1 protein-coding gene is annotated in these 221 nt (G+C 38.9%); it reads left to right on the forward strand.

Annotated features, from left to right (window positions below; genetic code table 11):
• Positions 1-24 precede the first annotated feature (24 nt).
• The coding region (locus tag DWX26_RS16595) for a hypothetical protein (protein WP_118529251.1) at positions 25-221 on the forward strand (197 nt) is incomplete at its 3' end.

Raw genomic sequence — 221 nt, forward strand, 5'->3', positions numbered from 1 at the left:
TTCATGTATGGAGGATAACTGCCTATGGCAAAAAACAAAACAGAGATTCATGTTACAACGGTGTTTGACGGGGAACTGGACGCAACCGATGTGTTCGTCAGCCTGATTTCCCAGAAATATAGAAAGACAAATACAAAAGAATATCTTGCTAAAAAGAAAGATTTGAAGTATAATGAAGATGAGGTTCAAAAGAGCCAGATACCGTCTGGATTGTGTGGGTA

Origin of the sequence: Blautia sp. AF19-1, assembly GCF_003479155.1 — a bacterium.
Classification (GTDB): domain Bacteria; phylum Bacillota; class Clostridia; order Lachnospirales; family Lachnospiraceae; genus Fusicatenibacter; species Fusicatenibacter saccharivorans.